Raw genomic sequence first — 653 nt, 5'->3', positions numbered from 1 at the left:
TCGTGGTAGATCAGGTGGTTAGCGCTTCTGATCCTCGGGGACCTCGACCCCTACCTGCCAACCAGCACCCGGCGAACCTCACCCCCACCGGATGTCCGAAGAGCCGCTTTGGCATGCATGGTTGCTGATCCGTCCCTCAATCACATCAAGGGAGATGATTGGAATGACTGTTCCGGAGATGAAAGTCCATTTGCTGGAGTCAGGCACGATGGAGGCCGATAAGACGTGGCTCCTGCTTGCTCCCAACACCGTCATCAAGAAGCGCAAAGACCGAGATGACCCGATCCCCTGGACACAGGTGCCCACTCACGCAGTGCTCATCGACCACCCCGAAGGGCGCATCCTCTGGGACACAGGCGTGCCGCGCGACTGGGAGCAGCGCTGGGCGCCGACTGGATTCCAGGAGTTCTTCCCGGTCATCGACGACCCCGAGGGCGATTCCGGCTATCTCGACGCGAGCCTCGCGCAGATGGAGCTGACTCCAGACGATATCGACGTCCTCGTACTGTCCCACCTGCACTTCGATCACGCGGCGAACGCCAAGATGTCCTGACTTGGCTCAAATTAGTCAGGTTTTGGCAGGTGCTGGATGATGGTCTGGACGTTGTGGGGCACGGGGGTGGTGGCGTGGATTGTGTGGCCTGCGACGTCGA

Annotated in this window: 1 protein-coding gene; it reads left to right on the top strand. The window is 60.5% G+C overall.

Features of this window, described 5'->3' with window-relative positions; translation table 11 throughout:
- Positions 1-163 precede the first annotated feature (163 nt).
- Positions 164-553 carry an MBL fold metallo-hydrolase gene (locus ACFFN1_RS13560; protein ID WP_376841360.1) on the top strand — a complete coding sequence of 130 codons (390 nt, stop codon included), beginning with the start codon at positions 164-166 and terminating at the stop codon, positions 551-553.
- Positions 554-653: the final 100 nt, after the last annotated feature.

The organism is Brevibacterium otitidis (assembly GCF_042429315.1).
GTDB lineage: Bacteria > Actinomycetota > Actinomycetes > Actinomycetales > Brevibacteriaceae > Brevibacterium > Brevibacterium otitidis.
The sequence above is the reverse complement of the archived record's forward strand: the minus strand, read 5'-3'. Positions and strand labels throughout refer to the sequence as shown.